This window comes from Methylosoma difficile (assembly GCF_054657615.1).
Genome location: NZ_BAAHYJ010000005.1, coordinates 253,593 through 273,842 on the forward strand (window position 1 = coordinate 253,593; position 20,250 = coordinate 273,842).

The 20,250-nt window shown below is 49.3% G+C and carries 20 protein-coding genes; 17 read left to right on the plus strand and 3 right to left on the minus strand.

Annotation, left to right across the window (positions count from 1 at the left end):
- Window positions 1-124 precede the first annotated feature (124 nt).
- Together ACYQ1O_RS14580 and ACYQ1O_RS14585 are read left to right on the plus strand one after the other, a co-directional pair.
- Window positions 125-1,564 (plus strand): Nramp family divalent metal transporter, encoded by a 1,440-nt coding sequence (locus tag ACYQ1O_RS14580; RefSeq protein ID WP_459992751.1) that lies wholly within the window; start codon window positions 125-127, stop codon window positions 1,562-1,564.
- Window positions 1,565-1,674: 110 nt separating this feature from the next.
- A complete protein-coding gene (locus ACYQ1O_RS14585) occupies window positions 1,675-1,866 on the plus strand; it encodes a hypothetical protein (protein ID WP_459992752.1) in 192 nt (63 codons plus the stop codon).
- A 4-nt stretch (window positions 1,867-1,870) separates the two neighbouring features.
- On the opposite strand, the gene ACYQ1O_RS14590 is transcribed toward ACYQ1O_RS14585, so the two are convergent.
- The gene (locus tag ACYQ1O_RS14590) at window positions 1,871-2,683 is read right to left on the minus strand and encodes a thermonuclease family protein (protein WP_459992754.1); all 813 of its coding nucleotides are present in this window, start codon (window positions 2,681-2,683) and stop codon (window positions 1,871-1,873) included.
- Window positions 2,684-2,741: 58 nt separating this feature from the next.
- On the opposite strand from ACYQ1O_RS14590, the gene dtd reads away from it, so the two are divergent.
- From dtd to ACYQ1O_RS14605, 3 genes are all read left to right on the plus strand, one after another.
- Window positions 2,742-3,185 (plus strand): D-aminoacyl-tRNA deacylase, encoded by a 444-nt coding sequence (gene dtd, locus ACYQ1O_RS14595; protein WP_459992755.1) that lies wholly within the window; start codon window positions 2,742-2,744, stop codon window positions 3,183-3,185.
- Between the two features lie 153 nt (window positions 3,186-3,338).
- Window positions 3,339-4,700, plus strand: coding sequence for a Trk system potassium transporter TrkA (gene trkA / locus ACYQ1O_RS14600; RefSeq protein WP_459992757.1), 1,362 nt, complete (start codon window positions 3,339-3,341; stop codon window positions 4,698-4,700).
- An 88-nt stretch (window positions 4,701-4,788) separates the two neighbouring features.
- The gene (locus ACYQ1O_RS14605) at window positions 4,789-6,246 is read left to right on the plus strand and encodes a TrkH family potassium uptake protein (RefSeq protein WP_459992759.1); all 1,458 of its coding nucleotides are present in this window, start codon (window positions 4,789-4,791) and stop codon (window positions 6,244-6,246) included.
- A gap of 5 nt (window positions 6,247-6,251) precedes the next feature.
- Here the strand turns inward: ACYQ1O_RS14605 and ACYQ1O_RS14610 are convergent, their stop codons facing one another.
- A complete protein-coding gene (locus ACYQ1O_RS14610) occupies window positions 6,252-8,138 on the minus strand; it encodes a potassium transporter Kup (RefSeq protein ID WP_459992761.1) in 1,887 nt (628 codons plus the stop codon).
- A 254-nt stretch (window positions 8,139-8,392) separates the two neighbouring features.
- Here ACYQ1O_RS14610 and nhaD (ACYQ1O_RS14615) point away from each other — a divergent pair, with 254 nt between their 5' ends.
- Complete coding sequence (gene nhaD, locus ACYQ1O_RS14615; protein WP_459992763.1) at window positions 8,393-9,823, plus strand: sodium:proton antiporter NhaD; 1,431 nt, start codon at window positions 8,393-8,395, stop codon at window positions 9,821-9,823.
- 288 nt (window positions 9,824-10,111) lie between these two features.
- On the plus strand, window positions 10,112-11,596 hold the full coding sequence (gene nhaD / locus ACYQ1O_RS14620) for a sodium:proton antiporter NhaD (protein WP_459992764.1): 1,485 nt from the start codon (window positions 10,112-10,114) through the stop codon (window positions 11,594-11,596).
- Between the two features lie 5 nt (window positions 11,597-11,601).
- Here nhaD (ACYQ1O_RS14620) and xseA read toward each other — a convergent pair whose 3' ends face one another.
- Window positions 11,602-12,957, minus strand: coding sequence for an exodeoxyribonuclease VII large subunit (xseA, locus tag ACYQ1O_RS14625; protein WP_459992766.1), 1,356 nt, complete (start codon window positions 12,955-12,957; stop codon window positions 11,602-11,604).
- A gap of 71 nt (window positions 12,958-13,028) precedes the next feature.
- Here xseA and sugE point away from each other — a divergent pair, with 71 nt between their 5' ends.
- The 10 genes from sugE to ACYQ1O_RS14675 all read left to right on the plus strand — a co-directional run bounded on the left by sugE (window position 13,029) and on the right by ACYQ1O_RS14675 (window position 20,242).
- Entirely contained in the window at window positions 13,029-13,349 is a 321-nt protein-coding gene (gene sugE / locus ACYQ1O_RS14630) for a quaternary ammonium compound efflux SMR transporter SugE (RefSeq protein WP_459992768.1), read from the plus strand.
- The gene (locus tag ACYQ1O_RS14635; protein WP_459992770.1) at window positions 13,349-13,636 is read left to right on the plus strand and encodes a DsrH/TusB family sulfur relay protein; all 288 of its coding nucleotides are present in this window, start codon (window positions 13,349-13,351) and stop codon (window positions 13,634-13,636) included. The genes sugE and ACYQ1O_RS14635 overlap by 1 nt, the downstream gene beginning before the upstream one ends.
- The gene (locus tag ACYQ1O_RS14640) at window positions 13,627-13,944 is read left to right on the plus strand and encodes a TusE/DsrC/DsvC family sulfur relay protein (protein WP_459992772.1); all 318 of its coding nucleotides are present in this window, start codon (window positions 13,627-13,629) and stop codon (window positions 13,942-13,944) included. Before ACYQ1O_RS14635 ends, ACYQ1O_RS14640 begins: the two co-directional genes overlap by 10 nt.
- A 676-nt stretch (window positions 13,945-14,620) precedes the next feature.
- Window positions 14,621-14,836, plus strand: a complete 216-nt coding sequence (locus ACYQ1O_RS14645) for a YgaP family membrane protein (RefSeq protein ID WP_459992774.1) — start codon at window positions 14,621-14,623, stop codon at window positions 14,834-14,836.
- 63 nt (window positions 14,837-14,899) lie between these two features.
- Window positions 14,900-16,171, plus strand: coding sequence for an NAD(P)/FAD-dependent oxidoreductase (locus ACYQ1O_RS14650; protein ID WP_459992776.1), 1,272 nt, complete (start codon window positions 14,900-14,902; stop codon window positions 16,169-16,171).
- 169 nt (window positions 16,172-16,340) lie between these two features.
- On the plus strand, window positions 16,341-16,577 hold the full coding sequence (locus ACYQ1O_RS14655) for a hypothetical protein (RefSeq protein ID WP_459992777.1): 237 nt from the start codon (window positions 16,341-16,343) through the stop codon (window positions 16,575-16,577).
- The gene (locus ACYQ1O_RS14660; RefSeq protein ID WP_459992778.1) at window positions 16,574-17,014 is read left to right on the plus strand and encodes a type II toxin-antitoxin system VapC family toxin; all 441 of its coding nucleotides are present in this window, start codon (window positions 16,574-16,576) and stop codon (window positions 17,012-17,014) included. Before ACYQ1O_RS14655 ends, ACYQ1O_RS14660 begins: the two co-directional genes overlap by 4 nt.
- A gap of 166 nt (window positions 17,015-17,180) precedes the next feature.
- Window positions 17,181-18,497: a TolC family protein gene (locus ACYQ1O_RS14665; protein ID WP_459992779.1), complete on the plus strand. Its 1,317-nt coding sequence runs from the start codon at window positions 17,181-17,183 to the stop codon at window positions 18,495-18,497.
- Window positions 18,498-18,641: 144 nt separating this feature from the next.
- Entirely contained in the window at window positions 18,642-19,094 is a 453-nt protein-coding gene (locus tag ACYQ1O_RS14670; protein WP_459992781.1) for a hypothetical protein, read from the plus strand.
- A 38-nt stretch (window positions 19,095-19,132) separates the two neighbouring features.
- Window positions 19,133-20,242 (plus strand): efflux RND transporter periplasmic adaptor subunit, encoded by a 1,110-nt coding sequence (locus tag ACYQ1O_RS14675; RefSeq protein ID WP_459992782.1) that lies wholly within the window; start codon window positions 19,133-19,135, stop codon window positions 20,240-20,242.
- Window positions 20,243-20,250: the final 8 nt, after the last annotated feature.

The following is a 20,250-nucleotide window of genomic DNA, read 5'->3' on the forward strand; positions in this document are numbered from 1 at the left end:
CTCAAGCGGGTTTCTGCTTCGTCCCAAAAGTCTCACCCAGCAAGTTCCACAGCTAATACTGTCGAGAAGTTAGCGTTATCTGCGCTAAAATGCGCGCTAACTTTTTCGATAAGAGATTCAGCGCATGGCAAAACCGCTTCCCCACGCACAAAGCGTTTATTCGCAATTACCTTCCAAACCGCTGCCGGTTTTCCCGGGCTGGGCAGCCGCTTTAGGTCCTGGCATTGTCTGGATGGCCTTGGCGCAAGGCAGTGGCGAGCTGATCTGGTGGCCTTATATGGTCGCCAAATACGGTTTGGCATTTTTGTGTTTGCTGTTGCCTGCTTGCCTCATCCAATATCCCATCAATTTGGAGATCGGGCGTTACACTTTGCTGACCGGCGAAAGCGTCTTCCACGGCTTTATCCGCCTCAACCGTGGCTTAGGCATTTTTCTGTGGTTGTTGATGACCGTCTCATTTCTTTGGTTTGGTGCCTTTGCGTCGGCAGGAGGGACCGCATTGGCGGCTTTGACGCATTTCCCGGCAGGTTGGGAGGCGCGCGAACAAACCCTGTTTTGGGGCTATTTGTCGATTATTGTCTTTTTGCTGGCGATCATTTTCAGCGGCGTGGTTTACAAGCTGGTGGAAAACTTTATGAAAGGCGTGGCGGTCACCACGGTGGTCGGCTTGGTCTGGGCGTGTTGGCAACCGGATGTGGCGGCGATGATTCCGGCCTTTAGTAAAGCGTTGGTGATTCCGCCGTTAACCTTGCCCAGAGCTTGGGATCAGGCCGATAGCAGCAAATTATTGACTGCGATTGCCTTTGCCGGTCTGGGCGGCTTTTGGGCTTTGTTTTATTCCTACTGGCTGCGCGATAAAGGCGTGGGCATGGCGACATATTGCGGGCATGTCACTGGTTTGGCGGCGAATAGCGAAAGCGTCTCTTGCGACGGTTTTTTGCCCGCCGATTCGCCCGATAATGCCGCGAAATGGCAGCGCTGGAACCGCTTTTTAAAAGTCGATGTATCCATTGGTGTGCTGGGCAATTTGTTCACGACGCTGATGGCTTGTTTGTTGGCCTACGCCTTATTGTTTCCGCAAGGATTATTGCCTAAAGATTACGAATTGGCGGTGGTGCAAAGCCGGTTTTTTGAACTGGCTTGGGGGCCGGTCGGCAAAATTTTGTTTTTGATGATTGCCGCCGCTTTCCTTGCCGACACTTGGCTGGCAACCGTCGATGCCGTCAGCCGTATCCAAGCCGATATTGTCCACATTTTATTTCCCAAAACTCGCCGTTTTGCCACCAACCGTTTGTACTACGTTTTCCTTGGCGTATTTACTGTCATCACTTCGTTGACCATGTTGTTGGATACGCCCGACACGCTGATCCGGTTGAGCGCATTGATTGGTTTTATTGGCACCATCATTTTTCCATTGGCCTTGTATTGGCTCAACTACCGCTTGCTGTTGCCAAATTTGCCGCCATGGGCGCAGCCCTCGCCAGTCAATATTTGGCTATTGCGCTTAAGTTTTGTCATTTACCTGGCTTTGGGCGTGTTGTATTTGGGTGTGACACTCAGCTAAAGGTTTTCAGCAAGCGTTCATTTAATAAGGCGCATCGTAATGTCCAGCAAGGCGTTTCAGACTGCTTTGCCGGACAGATCTTGTCAATCATTGAAACAGGAAGGTATACGATGCAAGAATTCCCCAATCCGCCCTTACAACAGGCCGAACACGCCGGTCAGACCGATTCCGTCAACCAAGCATTCAATCATGGCATTTGTTATGGCTTGGAATATGTGTTGGACGAATTGGCAACTGAAGAGCCAGACCCCGAAATTTTTGCCAATGTCGATTGGTTTGGTGCAAGCGACTATTTTGCTTAGGTTCCTAATGCAGTTTTATGGCACTGGGGTGGCGCAATAACATCGATACTTTGCCCTTGCTGTGCTGCAGCCAACCCCGTACTTCCACGGTTTTGCCCTGATACGTTTCAATATCGGTAAACAATGGCAAGTTCTTGCGCTCAATACGTACGCTGAAGGCGTCAGAAAAATTCAGGTACAACGATTTTCGGGTGGGGTGCATATCGGTGATTTTTCCGACCACCCGCGTCCAGCCTTGATGATCGCTGGCAGCGACATTTTCCGCTTTGATCGGCGCGTAGTCCGGTTCTTGCCAAATGCCTAAACGGGCGCGTTCGGCTTGTTGTTCGGCGGCTGCCAGTTCGTCAACATAAGCCAGATTGGGCGGATAAATCACCACCGAAGCCAGGCCTTGGGCGACCAGTTGCAGGTTGATATGTTCTTTTTGTTCGGTAAAGACATGCGCCAAAATACGTCCGTATTTGTCGGTTTTCTCCACACCACTTTCCAGCCGCACTTTGCGGTTTTTTAGCTTTTCAGTCAGCCAATGTTTGGCGGCTTCGCCACCGGCTTCTGCCGCCTGCCTTCTGTGGGCAATCTCTGGCGTGTTAATGCCCAATAAGCGCACTTTTCGCCCGTCTTGCAATTGTAGAGTGTCGCCGTCGTAAACTGTTTTAACGGGTACAAAGCTGTAGCCAGGTTCAATAGCCAGCACTTTGGCGTCGGCGACGGTGGTGCGGTCAGAAAAATGTGCGCTGCCATCGGTGTCTTGCCAATGGTATATGTCGGCATACGCTAATGGCGATAAGCAGGCCAACAGTATCAGGAGAATTTTCATGGTTTGGGAAGGGGAAGTTAAAATAAGCGTATCATCATACTATTTTCCAGGTTTGTTTATGATAACCATCATCCAGCGGGTTACTTCCGCATCTGTTACCGTGAATGACGTTGTCATCGGTAGTATTCAAGAAGGCATTATGGCTTTAGTTGCGGTTGAAAAAGCCGATACCGAAAAAGAAGCGCAACGCTTGCTGCAGCGCATTTTAAATTATCGTATTTTTGCCGATAGGGAAGGGCGTATGAATTTAAGTTTGCGCGACATCAATGGCGGTTTGCTGTTGGTGCCGCAATTTACGTTGGCGGCAGATACCCAAAGCGGCAACCGCCCAAGCTTTACGCCCGCCGCATCGCCAGAATATGGGCAGGAAATGTTTGCCTATTTGCAGCAGCTGGCTTTGCAAAGCCATCCACAGGTGGCGTTCGGCGAATTTGGTGCCGATATGCAGGTGGCATTGGTCAATAATGGTCCGGTCACTTTTACTTTACGTTGTGCTGCTTAATGGCGACAAACTGTATGTAATTGCGCAACAAAATGTCGCCATGTTGTTGTTATTACAAAAACTTAGCTATAATTGTCGCAACCCTGCAACAGGGCAGATGTGCTTTTCTGGCTTCGCCGGAAGGTCTGATAATAAACAAGGGCGTCTTAGACATTGAAAATCCTAATTCTCGGAGCCGGAGTAACCGGTTCATCGGTGGCGGAAGCATTAGCCAACGAAGAAAATGATATCGTTGTTATTGATTTTAAACCGGAATTGTTGGAGGCGTTAAAAGAACGCTTTGATATAGCAACCGTCACTGGCAACGCAGCACATCCCAATATCTTAGAACAGGCGGGCATTGCCGATACCGACATCGTCATCGCCGTGACGGATAGCGATGAAACCAATATGCTGGCCTGTCTTATCATTAACGCCCTGCACCGTCGTCCTAAAACCATTGCCCGTGTCAGGGCTATCGAATACCTAAAAAACCCCAAACTGTTCGGTGCCGAAGGCATACCGGTGGATTTTGTTATCAGCCCCGAACAAATCGTTATGGAATCCATCCGCAATTTGGTTGAACTGCCCGGCGTGATGCATATTTCCGATTTTGCCGGCGGTAAAGTGCGATTGTTCTCGGTTAAAGTCGTAGCAGATGGCGTGTTGACCGGTAAAAAAATCAAATCCTTAAAAGAGCGGTTGGCAAAAGGCAAAACCCGCGTAGCTGCTATTTTCCGCCAAGGCAAATCGTTGATGGTCAATGGTGAAGCCGTTATCCAAACCGGTGACGAGGTGTTTTTTGTTTCCCCGCGCGATGAAGTTCGAAAAGTGTTGATCGAACTTAACAAGCTGGAAAAGCCTGTCAAGCGCATCATTATTGCCGGTGGCGGGCATATCGGTAAGCGTTTGGCTTTGGCGTTGGAAAATGACTACCAAGTGAAAATTATCGAGAAAGACCCTCGCCGTGCCAAGAAAATCGCCAATGACCTCGATAAAACCATCGTCTTATTAGGCGACTGTGCCGATGAAACCTTGTTATTGGATGAAGCCATCGAAAGCACCGATTTGTTCTGCGCGATTACCGATAATGATGGCGTTAACATTATTTCGGCCTCATTGGCTAAGAGTTTGGGAGCACGCAAAACCATCTGTTTGCTCAACCATATCTCTTACAGCAAATTGCTGCCCGGTACGGGCATTGACGTGTCGGTGTTACCCAACCAAGAAACCTTGGGCAGTATCCTTAAACATTTGCGCCGCGCCGATGTCGCGCAAGTCAGTTCCTTATGCGGCGGTAGCGCCGAAGCCATCGAGGCGATTGCCCACCACACCACGGATGGCCTATCGGTGGTAGGGCGGCAAGTCGATAGCATCAATTTGCCCGCCGGTATTGTCATGGGCGCACTGATCCGTAACGAAGAAGTGATACCCGTCCACCACGATACGGTGTTTGAAGAAGGCGATCATGTGGTCATGTTTGCCATCGAAAAACGCCTGGTTCCTTATATTGAAAAACTCTTTCGGCCTATTTGATGAATGGCTGCTTTTATGCAGGTATGACAGAAGTTGTTATAAGCAACACTGGCCCCACATCCTCTCGTTATCTTTTTAAAACAGCCTCATGCATGTATTTCTGACGATCATCCACATATTCGGCGTTGTTACCGTGGGCTTTGGTGGCTTAATGGTCAGTTGTTTGGTGACCTCTGTCGTTTTTGACGATGGTGCTACGGACGCTTTTTATCTAGGCTCGTTGATAACCGTACTGTCCGGTGCGTTGATGATATTGTTCTCATTACGGGCGGATAAAAAACTATCAAGGCAGGCTGGGTTTTTATTAGTGACCATGTGTTGGTCTATTGCTTCTATGTTTTGTACGTTGCCGCTGTTGCTTTATTTGCCGGGGCTAAGTTTTGTTGATGCTTATTTTGAAGTGGTGTCGGCATTGTCTACGACAGGGGCGACGGTTCTCAGCGGGCTTGACCACTTGCCTATGTCGATCAATTTATGGCGGCATATGCTAACGTGGTTCGGTGGCATTGGTATTATTGTATTTGCCGTTGCCATTTTGCCAGTATTGGGAATTGGCGGTATGCAGTTGCTTAAGTCTGAATCTCCAGGTTCGGTTAAGGAGTCAGACCTTCCGCCGCGCATCGCGCAAACGGCAAAAGCTTTATGGTTGGCTTATGTTGTTATTACTTTATTGTGTATTTTTGCCTTGCATTTGGCTGGGATGACTTGGTTTGATGCGGTTTGCCATGCCTTTGCGGCGATGAGTCTGGGCGGCTTTTCCACGCACGATGCCAGTGTCGGTTATTTTGATTCGTTGCCGATTGAAATTGTCTTAACGGTATTCCAGCTCATTGCGGCTATGAATTTCGCCACGCATTTTTTGGCGCTTAGAAAGCACTCATTTAAACCTTACATTAAGGATGTGGAAGCGATCGGCATGTTGTCGCTAGTGTTGGGTAGCTGCTTAGTGGCAGCAACTGTGTTGTGGAAATATGGTACTTACCCCGATTTTGCTACTTGTTTACGACACGCCACCTTCAATTTGGTAACGGTTGCCACGACTTCTGGTTTTATGACTCAAGACTTCAACCAGTGGCCTGTGTTTGTGCCGTTTTTGATGCTGTTCTTAAGCAGCCTTTCGGTGTCGTCGGGATCTACCGGCGGCGGTATCCGTATGATCCGCACAATTATTTTAATGAAACAAGCGCGTTTGGAGATGTTTAAGTTTATTCATCCTTATGCTGTCAGGTCGATTAAAATTGGTGGCAACGTGGTGCATACCGAAGTGGTCAATTCGGTGACAGGTTTTATCTTCCTGTATTTTATTTGTATTGTTACTTTGGTGTTTGCCTTGTTGTTGAGCGGTTTGGACTTTATCACTGCATTTTCTGCGGTGGTGGCTTGCTTCAATAATGCCGGTCCAGGCCTTAATTTGGTAGGTCCTGCCAGCAATTACGGCATTCTGACCGACTTCCAAACCAACGTCTGCACCTTTGCCATGTTGCTGGGGCGGGTGCAGATTTATTCGATTGTGATTTTGTTTATACCCGAATTTTGGCGGAAATAAGGCCGTTACAATTCAATCCGGATACCGACTTCAACCACTTGCTCAACCGGAATTTTAAAGAATTCAATCGCGCTTGAGGAGTTGTGGATCAGGAATCTGAACAAGGCGCGCCGCCAATTGGGCATCGGGCTGTTGCGTTTGAAGCTGACTTTTTCGCTGCCCACAAAGAACGAGACAAAGTCTGTGCTAATGCCCAAGCCTTCTTCAACCGCCAATTTTAAGGCACGGCGCACGTCTTGGGTTTGTTGGAAGCCGTAGTAGAGTTTCACGCGGAAAAACTTACGGTTATGCCCAAACGAGCGGATTTTCATACGCTTGGCTTCTTCCACATAAGGCGCGTCCGTCGTCACAATCGTCAAGACGATGATCTTGTCATGCAAAACATGGTTATGGCGCAGGTTGTAGAGCATGACTTGCGGCACGCCGTGCAAATGTCGGGTCAGATAAATCGCTGTACCTTTCACCGTGACCAGTTCGTGGTCTTTTAGCTGTTCTTCCAGTTCTTCAAACAAAACTTTCTTTTCGGTCATATAGGCGACTAGCAAGGCGCGGCCTTTGATCCAAGTGGTCATCACCAAAAACAGCACGCCGCCCACCACTAACGGCAACCAGCCACCTGAAGGGATTTTTAGGCTGTTGGCGGACAGGAAGGTGATGTCGATGGTTAAAAATACGGTTAAAAATGTCACGCTGATGACGGTTTTCCATTGCCACAAAGCTTGGATGACAATAAAGGCCAATACGGTATCGACAATCATGGTGCCGGTGACGGCAATGCCGTAAGCCGAGGCCAAGTTGGAGGAAGATTTAAAGCTGAATACCAAAACAAACACTGACACCATCAACATCCAGTTGATGGCAGGAATATAGACTTGCCCCATTTCTTCGCCCGATGTGTGCAAAATCGGCATCCGTGGGCAATAACCCAGCTGGATGGCCTGGCGGGTAACGGAAAAGGCACCCGAAATCACTGCTTGCGAAGCGATCACCGTGGCTAAGGTTGATAAGACCAATAAGGGATATAAGGCCCAATGCGGAGCCAGCAAATAAAACGGGTTTTCAATAGCTTCAGGGTTTTGCAGCAACAACGCACCCTGACCAAAATAATTGCATAACAGGGCAGGGAAGACAAAACCAAACCACGCATAGCGGATAGGCTTTAAACCAAAATGACCCATGTCTGCATATAAAGCTTCCGCACCGGTGATTGCCAGCACCACCGAACCCATAATCAAAAAACTGGTCCAACCCATTTCCAGCAGTAAATGCAGGGCGTAGTAGGGGTTGAGCGCCATCAGCACCGATGGTTGGTGGATGATATTGCTAACGCCCAAAATAGCCAGTGTGCCAAACCAAATACACATGACCGGCGCAAACATCTTGCCAATTGTTCCTGTACCCTTGGCTTGCACGATAAACAGCAGGCTCAGTGCCGCGATGGTGATAGGTAGCACATAATGTTCCAGTTTGGGGGCAATCACTTGCAAACCTTCCACGGCGCTGAGTACCGAAATGGCAGGAGTAATCATGCTGTCACCGTAAAACAAAGCCGCTCCCAGCAAGCCGATAGTGACGATAAACTGTTTGCGTTTGGGTTTGTCATGCGAACCGAACAAGGCCAGCGCCATCAAGGCCATAATGCCGCCTTCGCCCTTGTTGTCGGCGCGCATGATGAAAATGGCGTATTTGATGGTCACCACCATGGTTAATGACCAGAACACTAACGACAAAACCCCCAGCACATGGCTTTCGTCGATGGGCAAGCCGGTGTGGAAGACTTCTTTCAGCGCATACAAAGGGCTGGTGCCAATGTCGCCGAATACGACACCGATAGCGCTGAGGGCCAATGTTGCAATCTGTTTGGAGGAATAGTTTTGTTGGCTTGCGGACATGTTGGTAATCAGGTTGGGAAGTTAAGCGGTGTTATGGTTGGTTGGAGTAAGAAACATCTTAATCTATGGTCAATATTGTAACTTGACTTCACTTAAGCTTAGGGAATATTTCACATTCTGTTGTTTTAAATTTGGGCTTGCCAGTGATTTAGGCCACTCTTCGCCAAACAGCCCAACATTAATGTTTCCAAAGGTTTTATAATTGCCAATAAGTTTTTTGCGACTGATTTGTATTTCTAAAGGTTGGACAGATAATGAAATTTTTTATATTGGGTGTCTTTGGGCTGTTTTTCCCCTTGTTGGCAAGTGCCGAGGCCACGTCTGCATCAGCGGTGACGATGGATTTGTCGCATCATTTTATCGGTTATCTTTCCTTAGTGGTGACTGTGGCGGCTTATATTGCCGCCATGTCTGAAGAAGTGACGGAATTGCGTAAGTCCAAACCGATGGTTTTAGGTTCGTCTTTGGTCTGGTTTGCCATTTGTATTTACTATGCCTTGCATGGTGATGCCAAAACCGCGGCGGTGGCTTTTGAGGCGAACTTGCTGGCTTATGTGGAATTGCTGTTGTTTATTTTGGTGTCGATGACTTATCTGAACACCATGGAAGAGCGGGGTATTTTCAAAGCCTTGCAAGTGTATTTGTTAAGCCGGAAGTACAGTTACCGGCAATTGTTTTGGATAACCGGTGGTTTGGCGTTTATCTTGTCCACCGTTATCAACGGCCTGACGGTGGGCTTGTTGATGGGGTCAATTGCGCTGGCTGTCGGCAAAAAGAAGCCGGAGTTTGTGGCTTTGGTCTGTGTACATATTGTGTCAGCCACTAACGCCGGTGGCACATTTAGCCCGTTAGGCGGCATTTCAACCCTGTTTGTTTGGCAGCGCAAGATTTTGGAGTTTTCTGACTTTTTTAACTTGACCGTTCCGTGCCTGGTTAATTTTCTGGTGCCGGCAATCATCATGCATTTTTGGGTACCTAAAGAAACGCCGGATGCCACCCAAGAAAAAGTGAATCTTCGGCGCGGTAGCAAACGCATCATTTTCCTGTTTATTGTGACCTTAGTGATTACCGTCAGCGGCAACGTGTTGCTCGAATTGCCACCTGCAGCCGGTATGATGGCGGGATTGGGGCTTTTGCAGTTCTTTAACTTTTATCTCAGTAAAACCGCACACGACAAAGAAAGCGATTTCGCCCATATTTACCGCTTTTATAATTTGGATGCGCCTAAAGCCAATAACCATCGCACGTTCGACATTTTCAAAAACGTCGGCCATATTGACTGGGACACGCTGCTGTTTTTTTATGGCGCGATGATGATTATTGGCGGCATCGGCTTTATCGGTTACTTGGATGCCATCGCCCACTTCTTGTTTGGGGAAATTGCCCCGACGCTTGCCAATATTATGATTGGCTTGTCATCGGCATTTGTCGATAACGGCACGCTGATGTTTGCTGTTCTGCATATGCACCCAGACTTGCCGATAGGGCAGTGGCTGTTGCTGACGCTGACGTTAGGCGTGGGCGGCAGTTTGTTGGCGATTGGTTCGGCGCCGGGCGTTGGTATGTTGGGGCATATGAAAGGCTATTACACGTTTACCAGCCACCTGCGTTGGATGCCTGTCATTTTATTAGGTTATTTTGCCAGTGTTGTGGTGCATTTTTGGATAAACGCCCGCTATTTTTAAAGGCTTTGCGGGACGGGCGTTGGCATCATAAAGGAAAGGAAATTCCGGCAATTTACAGTTAAATATCGGAAACAACAGGCCAAATGCGGCTAACAATAAGTCAATGCATTCCTTATAATAAAGCATCTGGCAAGGCGTGTGGGCAAGCAGTTGCCCAGCGCACTTTCCCAATATCATGAACAGTGTCCTATCGAGTGCTCGCAACAGGGATATTGGATAGGATGTTGGCGCGGATTGCCGTTTGCCCGCTGACGCGCTAGCTTTTTTCACCCTTTAGGGAGTTTCTTAATGATTAAAAAAACAGTTCCATTCATTTTTCAGATAATGCTATTGCTGGGTTTGCCGTTGGTTTCATGGGGTGCGGAAACGGCTGCTGAAAGTGTGGAACCTCTCAATCTGACAACCCATTGGGTGGGTTATACGGCCTTGGCTTTGTTTGCCGTCGCTTATTTGTTGGCGATGACCGAGGAAATTACCGAGTTGCGCAAATCGAAACCCATGGTGTTTGCCGCTAGTGTCATCTGGATTTTCATTGCTGCCGTGTATGCCAACGGTGGTATGAGCGAGCAGGCGGGGGTCGCTTTCCGCACCAGTTTGGAGGCTTACGCCGAACTGTTCCTGTTCATCATGGTGTCCATGACCTACCTGAATGCGATGGAAGACCGCAGTGTCTTTGAGCGGCTACGGGTTTGGTTATTAAGCAAAAACTTCACTTACCGCCAATTGTTTTGGATTACCGGTTTCCAATCGTTTTTTATTTCCTCGGTTTGTAACAACCTGACCACGGCCTTGTTGATGGGGTCAGTGATTTTGGCGATGGGTAAAAACAGCCCGCGTTTTGTGTCATTGTCGTGCATCAATGTGGTGGTGGCTTCCAATGCGGGCGGCTCGTTTAGCCCGTTTGGCGACATTACCACTTTATTGGTTTGGCAAAAAGGCGTGGTGCCGTTTGTGGATTTCTTTGCCTTGTTGGTGCCTGCCATTGTCAACTTGACTGTGCCTGCGGCTATCATGCACTTTTTTATTCCAAAGGAACGGCCTGCAGCTGTACAAGAATCCCAGCCAATGAAACGAGGGGGTACGGTCATTATTGCCTTATTCGCCATGACCATTGCCACGGCAACCTGCTTTGAAAACTTCCTGGGACTGCCGCCCGCAGCAGGGATGATGTTGGGGTTGACTTACCTGAAGTTTTTCAGTTTTTACATGCAAAAAACCCCAGGGCGTGGAGCGGCTTTGTCAAAGAAATCGGCGGATAAAATTAATAACTTTGCGCCAATGAACGATTTGAAAGGCCCTAAAGCCAAGAAAAAGAAAGGCGGCTCTGAGGAACCTTTCGATGTTTTCACTAAGGTTGCCAATCTGGAATGGGATACGCTGTTGTTTTTCTATGGCGTGATGGTTGCCGTGGGTGGCCTGAGTTTTATCGGCTACCTGACCGTCGCGTCGCAACATTTATATGGCGAAATGGATCCTACCATCGCCAATATTTTGGTCGGTATTGCTTCGGCATTTGTCGATAATGGCACGATCATGTTAGCGGTGCTGACGATGGAACCGGACATTTCCCAAGGCCAATGGTTGTTGGTGACACTCACCGCTGGCGTTGGCGGCAGTATGTTGTCGGTCGGTTCGGCAGCAGGCGTGGGTTTGATGGGGCAAACCAAAGGCGTTTATACCTTTGTCAGTCACTTGAAATGGGCGCCGGTCATTATGTTGGGCTATGCCGCCAGCATTGGCGCGCATTTCTTGATTAACGGGCGGTATTTCTAGCCGCTTTAGCCCGGCAAAATTTCGATTACCTGACTGTTGAAGCGGCCTTCGGCAAGCCGTACTTGCACTTGTTTGCCGATTTGCAATTGCGCCGTTGAATGGATGATCTGCCCTGACGACGGCGCACTGACCAGCGCATAACCCCGGTTCAAGGTTGCCAATGGGCTGACCGCATGGAGCGTTTGGCTGGCATTGAGCAGGCTCTGCTGGCGTTTTTCGATCTGTTGGTTGACGGCGGCAAACAGGCGTTGGCTTAAATAATCGCAATGTTGTTGATGGCCTGCCAGTTTTTGGCGCGGATGGAATTGCCACAGCTTGGCTGTTTTAGCTTCAAGGTGGTTTTGCCGTTGTAATAATTGCCGACGCACAGCTTGGCTTAATCGGATCTGCAATTCACTTAAGCGCTGCTGGTTGCGCGCCAGTTTTTTTCCGGAATGCTGCGCTTGCAGGCGTTTGTTTAACCAATCCAGTTTTTGCTGCTGTTGCTGGAGCTTGCGGTTTAGCTGGTTTTGTAGACGGCTTTCCAGTTGTACAAAACGTAGCAACCAATCCTGTTGGTTCGGTGTCGCATGTTCTGCCGCCGCTGAGGGGGTGGCGGCGCGCAGGTCGGCGACAAAATCGGCAATGGTAAAGTCGGTTTCGTGACCAACGGCGGAAATAACCGGAATGCGGCTGGCGAAAATGGCGCGGGCGACCCTTTCTTCATTAAATGCCCACAAATCTTCTAAGGAACCGCCGCCCCGCCCAATAATCAGCACATCGCAATCGCCCATTTGGTTGGCGGTGGCAATGGCTTGGGCAATGTCGAATTGGGCGTTGTCGCCTTGTACGGTCACCGGATAGATGATGACCGGAATGGCGGCAAAGCGTCTTTTTAACACGGTGAGAATGTCGCGGATGGCGGCACCCGTTGGCGATGTCACCACACCGATGCATTGCGGTAGGGTCGGTAGCGGTTGCTTGTGTTCAGCCGCAAACAGGCCTTCGCTAGCCAGTTTGGTTTTTAAGGCGTCAAAAGCACGCCGCAGTGCGCCGTCACCGGCTTCTTCCATCGAATCGACAATCAGTTGGTAATCGCCACGCGGTTCGTACAAGCTCACTTGCGCTTTAACCAAGACTTGCTTGCCATTTTCGGGCTTAAACCCCGAACGCCGTTGTTGGTTCTTAAACAATGCGCAGCGTACTTGGGCGTTGGCGTCTTTTAACGAGAAATACCAATGCCCCGATGCCGGTGCGCTCAGGTTGGAGATTTCCCCCTGCACCCACACACTAAAAAACTGTTCACCCAATAAGCGGCTGACGGAACGGTTTAGTTGGCTGACGGACAAAATGCTGGAAGCGGGCGGTTTTAATGACATCATGTAAATTTAATAAGTCGGGCTGAGGGCTGTTGTAGAATGCCCAATTTTTAATCGTTAGGAAAGGAGACATTGTGGCGTGGTTGCTTTTATTAATTGCTGGCGTGATGGAAGTAGTGTTTGCAGTCAGCTTGAGATATAACGAAGGCTTTACTAAGTTATGGCCTACGGTGGTCAGTTTGGCATCCGGCGGAGCCAGTTTGTATCTGCTGATTGTCGCCATTAAAACCTTGCCTATCGGTACGGCTTATGCGGTTTGGACGGGCATAGGCGCTGTTGGTACGGCAATTTTTGGTTTAATTTTGTTTAAGGAGTCGTATGACTGGTTTCGCCTGTTATCCATCGGCCTGATTATCACCGGCATTATCGGCTTAAAACTGACAGACCACCACTGATGCTGCATTTGCTTTTTCAATCTCCCGTTACCGAAGCCGTGCTGGCGCGCGTAGCTGCCGGTGACGATGTAGTGTTTATGGACTGCGCGTCCTTAAGTTTGCTGCAAGCGCACTTACAACCGCCGTTAAACCGGCTGCTCAGCAGCAACGGCTTGTTTGTCATTGCTGAACACTTGCAAAGCCGGGGCATTGCCAGCGAAGACTTACCTTTTGGCGTTCACGTGACCGATTTTGCCGGCCTGGTCGATTTAACCGTCAAACACCCCACCATCCATTCATGGACCTGATCCCCGCCACCAACGACCAAGGCTTTTTGCTGAACGCCGCCGACTGGAACGAAGCCATTGCCGAGCAGCTGGCCCAGCAAAATGGCCTGATGCTGACCGATGCGCATTGGGAAATCATCCGGTTTATCCGTAGCTATTACCAGGAATACAAACACCTGCCCAACGCGCGCGTTTTCACCAAAGCCATCGCCAAAACTTTGAGTGAAAGCAAAGGCAACAGCCGTTATCTACACCAATTATTCCCCGATGGGCCTTTGAAATACGCCTGTAAAGTAGCAGGCTTGCCAAAACCTCCGACCTGCTTGTAACGATGGGTGTCGGCAAATAGGCGCTAATGCTTGTTTCTTGTTGTTTCATAATAAAACAATAACGTTTCACGTTTCTTGTGTTGAAACGTGTTGCCCCGCGCTTTTACTTCTCCGCTTTTTTTTCGCTAATCCTGCATATTTTCTTCACAGCATAATTTTCAGTGATGCTGATTGACTTTTTTAAATAAAAACAATGGTTTGTTTGGTTTTTTAGTCGATTTTGGCCTTGGTGGATTTTCCAAATAGACAAATCCTAAGCAATTGGTCTGTGAATTGCATTAGAATTTGGTAATATTCTATTTTTGTTGCCTGTGATCCAAGTATCGGGTCTATGAAACGCCACCAAGTGCGATCCGACGCGTCGAGGTGGCTCGCGGGTTCACCATGCTGTTCGTGTGCGCGTTGTTTTGCAGGTATTGTTGGTTATCGAACTGTATTTGATGAAAAAGTCTGTCAGCATCGGCTCGAGCAGCTTACACACTTTTTTGGGCTGAATGGGTATGAAATCAATTCGGCAATTGTAGGTGCGAATTCATTCGCACTGTGCGGATAAATCCGCACCTACGCTTTGCTGCGGCGTTCGCCATCATCAACACGATGTGGTTGGAATCGGTGTGCGACATCGACAGCCACGGTATTGACCCGTTCTGTAGCACTTTATCTGGGAGCAAACATCATGACCATTGAACGTATTATTAGGATGGTGGCGGGGATTTTTATCCTGCTGTCCTTAAGCTTGGGTGTGGAAGGCAGCCCTTTGTTCCTGCATCAAAACTGGCTGTGGTTTACCGCTTTTGTCGGTTTCAATTTGCTGCAAAGCAGTTTTACCCAATTCTGTCCGCTGGAAATGATCCTGAAAAAACTGGGTGTGCAATCAAGCTGCCAACAATAAAAATAAAATTGATGGGCTTCCTTACGTCAACCCATCCTACATAAATAATGAGGAACAAACATCATGGCTAAAATCGTAATCGTCGGTGCTGGTATTGGCGGCATTCCAATGGCATTTGAAATGAAAGACTTGGCGCGTCAGGAAGACGAAGTTGTGGTTATCGCCGATACGCCGACCTTCCATTTCGTGCCGTCCAACCCGTGGGTGGGGGTGAACTGGCGCAAACCGGAAGATATTAAAGTGCCCTTGGAACCTGTCTTCAAAAAGAAAAAAATCACTTTCATTCAGCAAAAAGTCGCCCGTTTCCAACCGGAGCAAAACCAAGTCGAATTGGCGGATGGCAACATAGTTGGCTACGATTTTTTGGTTATCGCCACCGGCCCGAAACTGGCGTTTGAAGAAATTGAAGGCTTAGGCCCGCATGGCTATACCGAATCGGTTTGCCATGTCGATCATGCCGGCCCCGCAGGTGAGCGTTGGCAAGAATTCTTGCAAAATCCAGGCCCTATCATCGTCGGTGCAGTGCAAGGTGCATCGTGTTTTGGCCCGGCGTATGAATATATGTTTACTGTCGAAACCGACCTGCGCCAACATAAAATCCGCGACAAAGTGAAAATCACTTATGTCACGTCTGAGCCGTACATCGGGCATTTAGGCTTGGATGGCGTTGGCGACACCAAAGGCATGTTGGAAAGCGAAATGCGCAACAAGCATATAGACTGGATTTGCAATGCTAAAGTTGACCGTGTTGAAAATGGCATGATGTATGTCACCGAAGTCGATGAAAATGGACAGGTGAAAAAGCAGCACGAATTACCTTTTAAACACAGCATGATGTTGCCAGCCTTCAAAGGTGTGGATGCGTTGTTCGGCATTGAAAAATTAACCAACCCACGTGGCTTTGTGTTGGTCGATGACCACCAACGCAATCCAACGTACAAAAACATTTATTCCGTTGGGGTGTGCATCGCCATTCCGCCACAAAAACCGACGCCTGTACCGACTGGCATACCCAAAACAGGTTATATGATCGAGTCCATGGTCACCGCCACCGCGCACAATATCCGTGATGAATTGGACGGCAAAGAACCTAGCTACAAAGGTACTTGGAACGCGCTATGCCTCGCCGATTTTGGCGACACCGGCATCGCCTTCCTCGCTATGCCGCAAATCCCGCCGCGCAATGTGCAATGGGCATCACGCGGGCGGTGGGTGCATTGGGCAAAAATCGGCTATGAAAAATACTTCATGCGTAAAGTCCGCAAAGGCTTAAGCGAACCGTTTTACGAACGCTTGCCGTTAAAAGCGATGGGTATTATGCGCTTGAAAAAGTAGTTCTGTTGTAGGTTGGGCTGACGCAAGGAAGCCCAACGGGATTGGCGAAGGATGATGTACATATCGTTCGTATGTAGCGATAGCGGAATATGAAGTTTCACAATCATTGCATTACCCAGTCTCTGCCCCGATAATTTGTTGAAATTTTCAACAAACTGAGGAGCAAAATATGGCAACCGTTAATTTCAGTGTCCCCGACGATGTGAAGGTTGCGTTCAACGCAGCCTATCAAGGCCAAAATAAAAGCGCAGTCATCGCCGAGCTGATGCGCGAAGCGGTCGAACGCGCCGTGCGTAAACAACAACACCAACAAGCGATTGCTGATCTGCTGGCTTTGCGCGGGCAAATACCAGCCGTCACCGAAGAAGCCGTGCAAGCGGCACGTGATGAGTTGCGGCAATCATGAGATTTGTAGTGGTTGATGCCAGTGTGGCGGTGAAATGGCTGTTGCCGCAACAACCGGAAGAGGCCGATGTTGATAAAGCCTTACAGCTATTGCAAGCCGTCAGCCGTCAAGACGTGCGAATGCTGCAACCGTCACATTTTCTCGCCGAACTGATGGGCGTAGTGGTCAGGCTCGCACCCGACCATGCCGAACGGCTGTTTGCGGCAGTCCAATATATGGAAATGTCGGTAGCGGATCATGCGGCGGTTTACCAAACGGCGATGCGTTTAAGCCGTGAGCTTAAGCATCATCTGTTCGATACGCTTTACCATGCTGTTGCTTTGGAGAATAAAGATACGGTGCTGATTACCGCCGATGCCGTTTACTACAGGAAAGCAGCGGTGATGGGCAACATACAGTTATTGCAAGACTATCTTTCGGAAAGCACAAAAACCTAGGCTACGCTGCGAGCTGTTGAATGTGGTGGACATTTATGCGCTTAAAAATAATTTTGCTGTAGGTTGGGCTGACGCAAGGAAGCCCAACAAGCCGGAGTCACCTATCGTTGGGCTTCCTTACGTCAGCCCAACCTACAACTATTAAAACCGTAGCGTATCTCATACTATGAACCCATTGAAATTATTGCTCATTAGCTGTGTATTCAGCAGCACCGCCTACGCTGCCCCGCCGCTGAGCTTGCCGCAGGCGATAGACTACGCGTTGGATAACAGCCCAGAACTCAGCATCATGCAGGCGCGTATCGATCAAGCTCAAGATCAACTGGGTTTGGCGATGGCGAATTATTACCCGCAAATCAAAGCAGGCATTGCTTATCAACACAGCAACAATCCGGCGGAAGCGTTTGCGATGATTATCGCCCAGCGGCGGCTCAATTTTGCGGGTACGGATTTCAACCATCCGGGCGGCGTGGATAATTTCCGCGAACAAATCGGTGCGACCTATTCTTTATATAGAGGCGGTCAGGATAGCCACCAAGCGCAAGCGGCGGAATTGGGCGTGGCGGCATCGGAATTGGATCAAGTGGTGGTAAAAAATCGCTTGGTCAGCCACATCACCGCCGCGTATTACGCACAATTGGCGGCGGTCGATGCCCAGCAAGTCAGCGAAAGTTCGGTTACTGCCGTGCAAAGTGAACTGACGCAATCGCAAACCCGTTTTGATGCAGGAACGGTGCTAAAATCGGATGTGCTGTCCTTGCAAGTGCAACTGGCGGAAGCCAAAGAAGCGCAAATTCAAGCCGCTAATGCCGTCGAAATGGCGAACACGATGCTGAAAACCTTGTTGGGCGTGTCAGCCAATGAGCCGTTGGCGATCAAGGAAACCTTAGCGCAAGCCTTGCCGAAAAATCCGCCTAAGTTTGATGCCTTATTGACCCAAGCCTTGGCGCAACATCCCGAATTGCAAGCCGCTGCCAAGCGCGTGGCGATGGCAGAGCAGCAACTTGCTGCCGCCAAAGGCGCGTATCTGCCCCGCGCCGATGCCTACGCCAGCTACGGCTTCAACAACCGCAGCCCCGATTTTGATACCAATCGCGATAATGTCAGTGTCGGTGTGCAAGTCGAGGTCGATGTGTTCAACGGTTTCGCCACCCAAAACAAAGTCAAAAAAGCCGGACACGAACTCAGCGCCGCGCAAGAAACCCTACGCCAACAACGATTGCAGATAGAAAACGCCGTCAAATCCGCACAACTGCGTTTACAAGAAGCCTTGAATCGCGCCGATGTCGCGGCGGTGTCGGTACAAGCTGCCGAAGAAGCCTTGCGTTTGGTCAATGAACAACGCCAAGCGGGTGTGGTGACAGTGACCCGCTACATCGAAGCCGAAGTGGCGTGCGATAAGGCGCACACGCGGCAAATCTCGGCACGGTTTGATGCCTTGCGTGCCGAAGCGGAACTGAAACAGGCGACGGGTGGGTTTTAAATGATGCAATAGCTTGTTGCGTATAAAGCATACCGCCAACAACCGATGTGCCTTGATGGAGTGTGCTATTGTTTTTATGCTCAGCGGCTAAATCCGCTTAGGCATCTGACATTGGCAATTTTTTGACATCACGGAAACACAGCAGTGAATAAGCTCAGCATTATTAAGAAAAAACTATCCAATCCCCGCGTGAGAAGACGCTTAAAAATTGGCCTTTTTATTTACAGTAGCGTGATTGTGTTGGGGCTGGAATTCAAGCTTGCCTACGACATTGGCTATTTTGATGCGCAGGCATTAAAAAAAGAGAAGAGCGACGAGCTGACTGCACCGCGTCCAGTCCTGACACTTGACGCGGCCCAACGGATTGTCACGGGTGCGCTAAAGGAAGACCCGACCAATCCGAAAACGCTTGTGATCCAAATTGTTGATAACGACCAAAAACTTTCAACCATCATCTTAGAAAACAACAAGCAAAAGAAAGTCGCTTGGATTGTTGATATGCGCTTGTTTTTTAAAGGCGATTTACTCAATGGTGACGGCTACAACCTAACCGAAGGCATTGAAAAACAAAATAACATCATTCACAGTGCCGATTGATGGCCCTTAACCCATCCTACGTTTAACAGGATTTGTCCATGACCGACCAGACGACATTTTTCACCCCGCCCAAGTGGCTAATCCCGACAGTTGCTATTGCTGGCTTGCTGATGGTGATTTTATTCGCGCTAGGCTTTATCGGTGGCGGTGACAAAATCGAATCCGGCACCACGGCAAACACCGCCCAAACATTGCCCGCCAATGCCGACACAATAACCGTCAGCCGCCAAGCCGCCGCCAATGCTCTAGCGTGGCAAGGCACGGTACGCTCGCGGATTGCCATCAAAATCGCGCCGAAACTAAACGCCCGCATCATAGAAATCCCCGTGCATCCCGGCGAACGGGTGAAAAAAGGCGCAGTGTTGGCAAAATTGGATGACCGCGACCTCCGCGCCGCCAGCAATGCCGCCCAAGCCGCGCAAGCCGCCGCGCAAGCGCAAGCTGCGCAAGCGCAAGCGGAAGAAAAACGCATCATTTATTTATACCAAAAACAAGCCGCGACCCGCCAAAATTACGATGCCGTACTAGCGCAAGCCAAAGCCGCGCGGGCGATGGCGAACCAAGCCGCCAGCTCCGCGCAACAAAGCCAAGTCATGCTGGGCGAAAATATCCTGTACGCGCCGTTCGATGGCATCATCGGTGAACGTCTGCAAGAGCCAGGCGATATGGGCTTACCGAACCAACCAATAGTCACCTTGCTGAAACCCGATGATTTACGATTGGAAGCGGCGATTTCCAGCCATTGTGCCGAAACCATCCAACTAGGCATGGCAGTCAAAGTTCGCATCGATGCTTTGCACCAAACCTTAACCGGAAAAGTGGACGAAATCGCGCCTGAAACTGACCCGCAAACCCGTAGCCAAGCTATCAAAATAAGCTTACCCAAATCTCAAGGTTTGCAACACGGGCAATTCGGCTGGCTCGAATTGGCTTGCCAAGCCGAACAAACCGCGCTGCTGATTCCGGCAACCGCCGTGCTGCATTTCGGGCAATTACAAGCCGTTAAATTGGTGGAAGGTAAACAATGGCATACAAGGCATATTCGCACGGGTAAAGTTTATGGCGAGCAAGTTGAAGTCTTATCTGGTTTGCATGAAGGCGAAACCATTGTGGTAGACAGCAAGCTTGTTCTTCCCGCACAACCTTAATTTCTAAG

What these genes read in the sequence shown, in the direction of transcription:
- ACYQ1O_RS14580 (WP_459992751.1), top strand. Translation starts at nt 125, where the DNA reads ATGGCAAAACCGCTTCCCCACGCACAAAGCGTTTATTCGCAATTACCT.
- ACYQ1O_RS14585 (WP_459992752.1), top strand. Translation starts at nt 1,675, where the DNA reads ATGCAAGAATTCCCCAATCCGCCCTTACAACAGGCCGAACACGCCGGT.
- ACYQ1O_RS14590 (WP_459992754.1), bottom strand. Translation starts at nt 2,683, where the DNA reads ATGAAAATTCTCCTGATACTGTTGGCCTGCTTATCGCCATTAGCGTAT.
- dtd (WP_459992755.1), top strand. Translation starts at nt 2,742, where the DNA reads ATGATAACCATCATCCAGCGGGTTACTTCCGCATCTGTTACCGTGAAT.
- ACYQ1O_RS14605 (WP_459992759.1), top strand. Translation starts at nt 4,789, where the DNA reads ATGCATGTATTTCTGACGATCATCCACATATTCGGCGTTGTTACCGTG.
- ACYQ1O_RS14610 (WP_459992761.1), bottom strand. Translation starts at nt 8,138, where the DNA reads ATGTCCGCAAGCCAACAAAACTATTCCTCCAAACAGATTGCAACATTG.
- nhaD (WP_459992763.1), top strand. Translation starts at nt 8,393, where the DNA reads ATGAAATTTTTTATATTGGGTGTCTTTGGGCTGTTTTTCCCCTTGTTG.
- nhaD (WP_459992764.1), top strand. Translation starts at nt 10,112, where the DNA reads ATGATTAAAAAAACAGTTCCATTCATTTTTCAGATAATGCTATTGCTG.
- xseA (WP_459992766.1), bottom strand. Translation starts at nt 12,957, where the DNA reads ATGATGTCATTAAAACCGCCCGCTTCCAGCATTTTGTCCGTCAGCCAA.
- ACYQ1O_RS14635 (WP_459992770.1), top strand. Translation starts at nt 13,349, where the DNA reads ATGCTGCATTTGCTTTTTCAATCTCCCGTTACCGAAGCCGTGCTGGCG.
- ACYQ1O_RS14640 (WP_459992772.1), top strand. Translation starts at nt 13,627, where the DNA reads ATGGACCTGATCCCCGCCACCAACGACCAAGGCTTTTTGCTGAACGCC.
- ACYQ1O_RS14645 (WP_459992774.1), top strand. Translation starts at nt 14,621, where the DNA reads ATGACCATTGAACGTATTATTAGGATGGTGGCGGGGATTTTTATCCTG.
- ACYQ1O_RS14650 (WP_459992776.1), top strand. Translation starts at nt 14,900, where the DNA reads ATGGCTAAAATCGTAATCGTCGGTGCTGGTATTGGCGGCATTCCAATG.
- ACYQ1O_RS14655 (WP_459992777.1), top strand. Translation starts at nt 16,341, where the DNA reads ATGGCAACCGTTAATTTCAGTGTCCCCGACGATGTGAAGGTTGCGTTC.
- ACYQ1O_RS14660 (WP_459992778.1), top strand. Translation starts at nt 16,574, where the DNA reads ATGAGATTTGTAGTGGTTGATGCCAGTGTGGCGGTGAAATGGCTGTTG.
- ACYQ1O_RS14665 (WP_459992779.1), top strand. Translation starts at nt 17,181, where the DNA reads ATGAACCCATTGAAATTATTGCTCATTAGCTGTGTATTCAGCAGCACC.
- ACYQ1O_RS14675 (WP_459992782.1), top strand. Translation starts at nt 19,133, where the DNA reads ATGACCGACCAGACGACATTTTTCACCCCGCCCAAGTGGCTAATCCCG.